The 6857-nt window shown below is 44.6% G+C and carries 6 protein-coding genes and 2 pseudogenes; 1 reads left to right on the top strand and 7 read right to left on the bottom strand.

Annotated features, from left to right (window positions below):
- The 7 genes and pseudogenes from TZ48_RS22330 to TZ48_RS26545 all read right to left on the bottom strand — a co-directional run.
- Positions 1-661 (bottom strand): GMP reductase (locus TZ48_RS22330; RefSeq protein ID WP_112480837.1); only part of this gene is annotated, 661 nt, incomplete at its 3' end.
- Between the two features lie 459 nt (positions 662-1120).
- Positions 1121-2644, bottom strand: a pseudogene (locus tag TZ48_RS22335) (NAD(P)H-hydrate dehydratase).
- 125 nt (positions 2645-2769) lie between these two features.
- The gene (locus TZ48_RS22340) at positions 2770-3009 is read right to left on the bottom strand and encodes a hypothetical protein (RefSeq protein WP_042496071.1); all 240 of its coding nucleotides are present in this window, start codon (positions 3007-3009) and stop codon (positions 2770-2772) included.
- An 18-nt stretch (positions 3010-3027) separates the two neighbouring features.
- Positions 3028-3936 (bottom strand): DUF6279 family lipoprotein, encoded by a 909-nt coding sequence (locus TZ48_RS22345; RefSeq protein WP_162674691.1) that lies wholly within the window; start codon positions 3934-3936, stop codon positions 3028-3030.
- Positions 3937-4058: 122 nt separating this feature from the next.
- On the bottom strand, positions 4059-4940 hold the full coding sequence (locus TZ48_RS22350) for a 6-pyruvoyl trahydropterin synthase family protein (RefSeq protein WP_112480841.1): 882 nt from the start codon (positions 4938-4940) through the stop codon (positions 4059-4061).
- A gap of 134 nt (positions 4941-5074) precedes the next feature.
- Entirely contained in the window at positions 5075-5497 is a 423-nt protein-coding gene (locus TZ48_RS26540) for a cytochrome-c peroxidase (RefSeq protein WP_420822978.1), read from the bottom strand.
- Between the two features lie 66 nt (positions 5498-5563).
- Positions 5564-6060 (bottom strand): annotated as a pseudogene (locus tag TZ48_RS26545) (cytochrome-c peroxidase); the annotation flags it as partial.
- A gap of 509 nt (positions 6061-6569) precedes the next feature.
- Here TZ48_RS26545 and TZ48_RS22360 point away from each other — a divergent pair.
- On the top strand, positions 6570-6836 hold the full coding sequence (locus tag TZ48_RS22360; RefSeq protein ID WP_239671035.1) for a hypothetical protein: 267 nt from the start codon (positions 6570-6572) through the stop codon (positions 6834-6836).
- Positions 6837-6857: the final 21 nt, after the last annotated feature.

Genomic DNA, 6857 nt, shown 5'->3' on the forward strand with positions numbered 1-6857 from the left:
CGCCGTCACCGATGATCATGCCGCCAAGGCCGTGTGCTGCGTCTGCACATTCAATGATTGCAGAAAGCTGTGGGTACCCAACACCCGTTTTAACACGTGTAGTACATACAGAACCCGGACCGATACCAACTTTAACGATGTCAGCACCCGCTAGGATTAGCTCTTCACACATGTCGCCAGTGACTACGTTACCTGCAGAGATAGTCTTGTTTGGGAACTCAGCACGTACTTTTTGCACGAACTCAACAAGGTGCTCTGAGTAGCCGTTCGCGATGTCGATACAGATAAACTCTAGATCTTCGCTAAGCGCAAGGATTTCTTTCGTTTTCTCGAAATCACGCTCAGACGTACCTGTTGATACGAATACTTTGTTTAGCGTCTCTTTAGATGCGCCTTTTACGAACTCTGCCCACTGCTCAACCGTGTAGTGTTTGTGCATAGCTGTCATTACGCCGTGCTGCGCAAGCGCCGTTGCCATTTCAAAACTACCCACTGAATCCATATTTGCAGCGATAACTGGTGTACCAGACCATTGACGACCACTGTGCTTGAATGTAAAATCGCGCGTTAAATTTACTTGAGAACGACTTTTTAGTGTTGAACGCTTAGGGCGAAACAGTACATCTTTAAAGCCTAACTTAAGTTCTTGTTCGATACGCATTGTAAAAATTCCTCGATTTATTAGTACATGTTCCAGTGGGCATATGTCTAAACATGATGCGTTGGCTTACCGTTGGCAGACGGTGCACCTTTCTTCGGACACAAAAAAACCGGAGCGTTGGCAGACGCTCCGGTTTTCAGCATTATAGGTCGCGAAAACTTTCTCGCAAGACTGATATTGCATTTTTTTTTGTGATACTATTCCGAAAAGCTACAAATCCGCCCTCAGCAAAATCCCCTAACACTCTCAAATTACCCATTGATTAACTGCAAAATCAGACACTTAAGAAAACCCACCCTGTGTAATGCCATTCAAAACATCCAAAGCAAACGTTTATCTATTGATGATAATCTCATCGTTCAGCACAAATCCAAGCAAAAATCGGTCGCTTTAGCGCTCAAAAATCACTCAAAGCTTCTTTGAAAAGATCGTTTTTTTGGAAAAATTCTGTCTAAGTGCTCAATCCCAGCACTTTTTTGCACTACATACATAACGAATATCATTAAGTACATCAGAAGCCATCATACCGACTTCCCCTTTCATCTGCGCATTTCTATCTGCTGCACAGCTATGAACGAGTGTTCCAAGAACTGCGGCTTTAAAAATAGGATAGCCCTGAGCCAAGAATGAAGCGATGACACCCGCCAGCACATCCCCATCCCTCCCGTCGCCATTCCCGGATTACCCGCATGGCAAACAACGGTCGTTGAACTATCACAAATAATGGTTCCAGCACCTTTGAGTACAACCACGCCACCAAACTTATGCTGTAAGTGGCGAGCTGCTGAAAAACGATCGCCTTCAATCTGAACGTTTGTGACACCCAATAGCCTTGCCGCTTCTCCTGGGTGGGGGTTAATACTCGGTTGTCCTTATGCTCTGATTCAACATTTAACCAGTAAAGGCCATCGGCATCGACAACCATTGGCTTGTTGAACTTGGTACTCAATTGCACGGCAGATTTGTAAACACTCTCTCCCCAATGATCTCGCCCAAGGCCTGGACCTATGCATAGTGCATTCGCCCATTGCACTCGCTGCTCTAGCAAAACAGAATCAGTTTCATGGCCACTAACCATAGCCTCAGGGAGCAAAACACGTACCGCTAAACAACTCTCGGGATGCACATAGGTCGCTGCTAACCCCGCTCCTGATTTTAAAGCCGCGCAAGAAGCAAGATAAGCTGCGCCGCTCATTCCATCATTTCCCCCAACAACAAGTACACTGCCTTGTCTTCCCTTGTGCGTATCACGCGATCTTGCTTTCAATAACTCAAGCCAAAACGACTGTGCGAGTAACGCGTTTGCTGTGTTTTGCTTAGTAAATACCTCATCGACGCCAAGACCAGCAAAACTCAGTACACCCGTGTGTGCTCTTGCCCTCCCTGTCACTAATCCTTGCTTCACACCAATAAAAGTGACCGTGTAGTCAGCTACAATCGCGGTACCCGCGACAGCGCCGGTATCCGTATTTAACCCACTTGGTGTGTCTATTGCGACTATTGGCGCTGTGGCTTGATTAAGACGTTCGATAAGGTGAGCAAAGTAAGGTCTAACTTCGCCTTTGATACCAGTACCCAACAGCCCATCAACAATCACATCCACCGAACTCGGAACCGTATTTTGCTCAGGCTAATGAATCCGCCTGCTTCAACGAATGCATCACGTGCAGTAGCGGCATCACCTTTCAACTGCTGTGGAGAACCTACCTGCCAAAGGGTCACAGCAAGATTATGCTCAAGAGCAAGCTTGCCAACGACATAACCATCACCACCATTATTGCCTTTTCCGCAGCAAATCAGGATATGTTTAACGTTTGGGTAGCGATGAAGTAATTCATCAAATACGGCTTGGCCAGCGCGCAACATCAGGGAATACATGTCAATATGACATGCTAGTGCTGCCAGCACTTCGCCTTCACGAACTTGCTCGGAGGTATAGAGTGTCTCTGGAAGAGATGGATGACTTGAGGGTATTGGAATCATAGCGCGTCCCTTTTCTATGCTTGCATCAACAAGCGTAACAGAGAGTCCGCGCTATAACTGTGAACCAGGGTGAGTGATAGCGAAATTTGAAACGCTCGCAGCACACATCACATAGTGTGACTTGGCTAGTATTGAGGCCAGAAAATATGAAGAGCAAAACGAAGGACGATAGCAAAGATGATCAACGCCACTCCGAGCCTGTAACGCTTGTACTCAGCAACGCTCATTGGTACACGTTTATAAAACATGGTCACCACGCCTTTCCAATCGTGGCTACGGCGTCCATATTGCACAATGCCGGTCAAAATAAACAACGCTCCAACGACCAATAGTGCTTTTTCTGTCCAGAATAGTCCTAACTCCATCATAGGGGTGCTCACTCCTTATATTAGTACCCGTTTAGTGTATGCGGTCAGTGCGAGAATTTCTCTTGGACTATGGTCTAATGTCATTGAGGTCATTAAGTCTTTTGCGATATCACGCCATTCATCAATCTCAGAGGCCAAATGTGCCTGTTGTTTGGCATTAATGCTGTTGATGGTGAGCGCAATATACTTTCCAGCGAGCTGTTGATTGTGGTCGATTTTCGCTTGAAGCTCTGGTGAATAGTAGCTGTCTGAGTCATTGAGAAAGCGCTGAAACTCTGGCTGATAATAAGCAAGATCATTGCGCCTATTTAGAAGCTGTCGCATATAGTAGTTCATCTGCCTGCGGTGCTCCTGCCAGTCGAACACGGTCACTTGCATGTTAGACGCCCATTCTTTTGCATAACCTTTCTGCTCATCTGTAACCGTACCAAACCAGCGTTCAAAGTTCTCCTCAATGCGCTCTTGATAGATTTCTCTAACATCATCGTCATTCATGTCTTGGTATTTTTTTACGAACTCACGATTCTTCTCTTCAAAATTTTCGATAAGCTCTTTGACTTGCTCATCACTCATTTGCTGAGTGAGTGCATAAAGATCTGGGGTGACTTGCTCTACGAGTCTTTTAGTATGTGCTCTCACATCGTTCATTTGCTGCAGCACATAAGCACTATCTACCTGCTTAGGATCTTTCGCGCGAATCTCATCCAGCTGTTTTACGTATTGAGGAAGCTCGTTCTCTTTATGCCATTGTCCAAGCACCAAGATCCGCTCACTTAGAATGTCTTCCTGGCCGTCACTGAGCGTGACGTAGTCATCAATATATTCAACCAGTAACCAATCAAGATTACTGTAAAGAAACTTTGTTGTGCATCCGGTGATTACCAACAGCAATCCCACCAGCCATAGCCTTGATTTCCTGAACACTTTTCTCTCCATGTCGAACGCAGATAAACTCAACTCCGTTATACGCACGATACATCAAGATTAGATTGAAAATACAAAAAACGCCCATTTAAGGACGTTTTTTGAGAGAAGAAAACCACGCTTTAAGCGCGAAATGCCATTGCACCTTTGCCAACACCTTCGTAGGCAATCACCTGCAGTGTTTGATCCTCCGCCAAGGTTTTACTTACCTCATCCGCAATATAGTTCGCCAAAAGCTCAACGGTGGTATCGGTATCAAGAATTTCGGTCTCTAGCTTAGAGATAGCAAGCTCAAACTCACCTTGTGGTGCCAAATAGCGAAACCCGTAGTGCGTACCGTCAGTAATACCCGTAGCATTATCACTTAAACTAAGAGCTGCAAGACTTACCTTGTCTTCTTGCGAACCAAGGTAGATATCCTGCCAGCGCTCAGCAAACGCCGCTTCGCGCTGCACATCTCGTTTCCCGTTTACTACAAGTTCGATTGGAGAACGATGGCCATGTGCAATACGCTGACAGTTACCATCATGTTTTTTAAGGCCATGGGTGTAATGATAAAATGCGCCATTAATAACCTCGTGACGCAGCGTAATCTCAAGCCCTTGTACATTTTCGGGTAAGTTACCTTTTAAGATCTCATAGATATAGTTCGTAACCGACTCTATGGTTATCTCATCAGTATCAATCAAGCAAAATGCTTGCTCCGGGCTGTGGAGATGTATGCTTCGTTCACCCCTTAGGAAATCTAATTTGGCGTAGCCGGGTTTTGAAGCTTGGTGGAGTACGGCGCCGCTTCTCATGGGAACGAGTAAGCGATGGTCAACATATTCATCAATTAAGTGTTTGATCTGTTTTTTTACTTTGCCAAAGTCGAGCACCATGCTCATCTCATTGAGTTCACCGGACAAAACGACATCCACAATCCAACTCTCACCTACCATTCCGCGCTGTTCGCATAGGTAAGAAGAATCGATAACGGTGAGGTCTCTGACGAATAAATTCAAACTGAATTCCTTATTGATATTAGTTGTCATTACGCTGAACTGCGCATTATACCTATGTCACAAAAAGAAGCATCAATTAGAACCAATAAAGCCCCATCAAGGGGCTTATCAATAAGTAAATAAATCTAAACTGATTAGATCTGAGGACGTGCTGTACCATGGGTTGATGGCGGTAAGTGTGGCAATGTCACTTGCGGCTGTTCACCTGTTAACGTCGTCAAGAATGCGGTGATCTTCTTAGATTCCTGCGGGGTAAGCGTTTGACCCAGCTGAATGTCAGCCATGATTTCAACTGCTTTTTGCAAATCCCACTCTGAACCGTCATGGAAGTACGGGTAGGTCAGCTCAACGTTACGAAGTGTTGGAACCTTAAACACATACTTGTCAAAATCGTTACCAGTGATCGCTTTACGCCCAATATCAGGGTTGTCCGTTTTGAACTCTTTCACTAGACCCATCTTCTGATACATTTGACCACCAGCCAATGGACCACTGTGACACGCTGTACACCCTTTTTGCTTAAACAGTGCGTAGCCTTCTACCTGTTCTGCTGTCAATGCGGAATCATCGCCTTTTAACCACTGATCAAACTTTGAGTTTGGTGTGCGAAGCGTTTTCTCAAATGTCGCAATCGCATCCGTGACTTCGGTAATTGTGAACTCTTCTTTTCCGTAGCTTCTTTAAACCACTGGCGATACTGTGGAATCGACTTTAATGTGCCAATTGCTAATTCGTGCGAAAATGCCATTTCAATTGGATTTTCAATGGGTCCAGCAGCTTGTTCTTGCAAATCTTTAGCCCGACCATTCCAAAATTGAACAAAATTTAAATCTGAGTTAAGTACCGTTGGTGAATTAATTCCACCCACCGCCCACTTATGACCAATCGAAGTTGGCAAGTTATCAACACCACCCGTCGCGACGTTATGGCAAGAGTTACAAGAAATAGTGTTTGACGCCGACAACCTTGGTTCAAACCAAAGCGTTTTTCCTAGCTCAACCTTTGCTGCATCAAGACCCATAACAGGTTCAATCACTTTAATTGGCTCACTGCTTTCACGCGATGCATACGCACTGCATGACGCCACTGCGACCAGCGACACTATCAACATTTTCTTCATACGACTTCCTTTTGTGTATTCAATAAATATGAGGCAAGCATAGGTTGAACATAGCGAATTATAATAATTTGCATGCCTTTAATAATTATTTAGCTTGAAGCTTCCTTTGGCTCGAAAATAATATTGAACAACTAAGAATTTATATAATTCAAAAACTCGATAAACTTGATGAAAAAAAGGAATGTTAAAACCCATAGACAGTTATTTGCCCACGTATTTACAACAAAGCCAATACTAATGACAGTTCTGACATTACAATTAAGAAACAAAATATTTACGCAATTAGTTGATTAAAATCAAGTTTGTGTCACCGACAACGCAAACCGCTATAGTGCAGACCGGATCGGTCACTCATTTTGCAAATTCACACTGTAAATACCAACTATAGCAGGCGCTTTAGAGCCCATACCCCATCGTTAGAGCAGCAAAATTCCAGAGATAATATCGGATATTCCAAACTCAGTTTTTCAATGGTTTACCATAATGCTCTAACCAATTGGAGCACGATTATGAAAAAAACTGTCTATACCTTAGCGCTAACTCTGTTCGCATCAATGCCAAGTTTCGCGAACATCATTGTCGATATGGAAGGTGTGGATGAAAAGGACTACGTCTACGACTTACATAAGTGTGAAGAAATGGCTGGCCAAGTACAAAAACAACAAGCCTCCGGTGGTGCAATCAGCGGCGCTGCGAAAGGCGCAGCCTTAGGCTCAGCCGGTGTAGCGATCGCTGGCGGCTCTGGTACAGAGGGGCTAAAAAAGGTGCCGCTGTAGGACTTGCTGCGGGCGTTTTAG

This window comes from Vibrio variabilis (assembly GCF_003263785.1).
Lineage (GTDB): Bacteria > Pseudomonadota > Gammaproteobacteria > Enterobacterales > Vibrionaceae > Vibrio > Vibrio variabilis.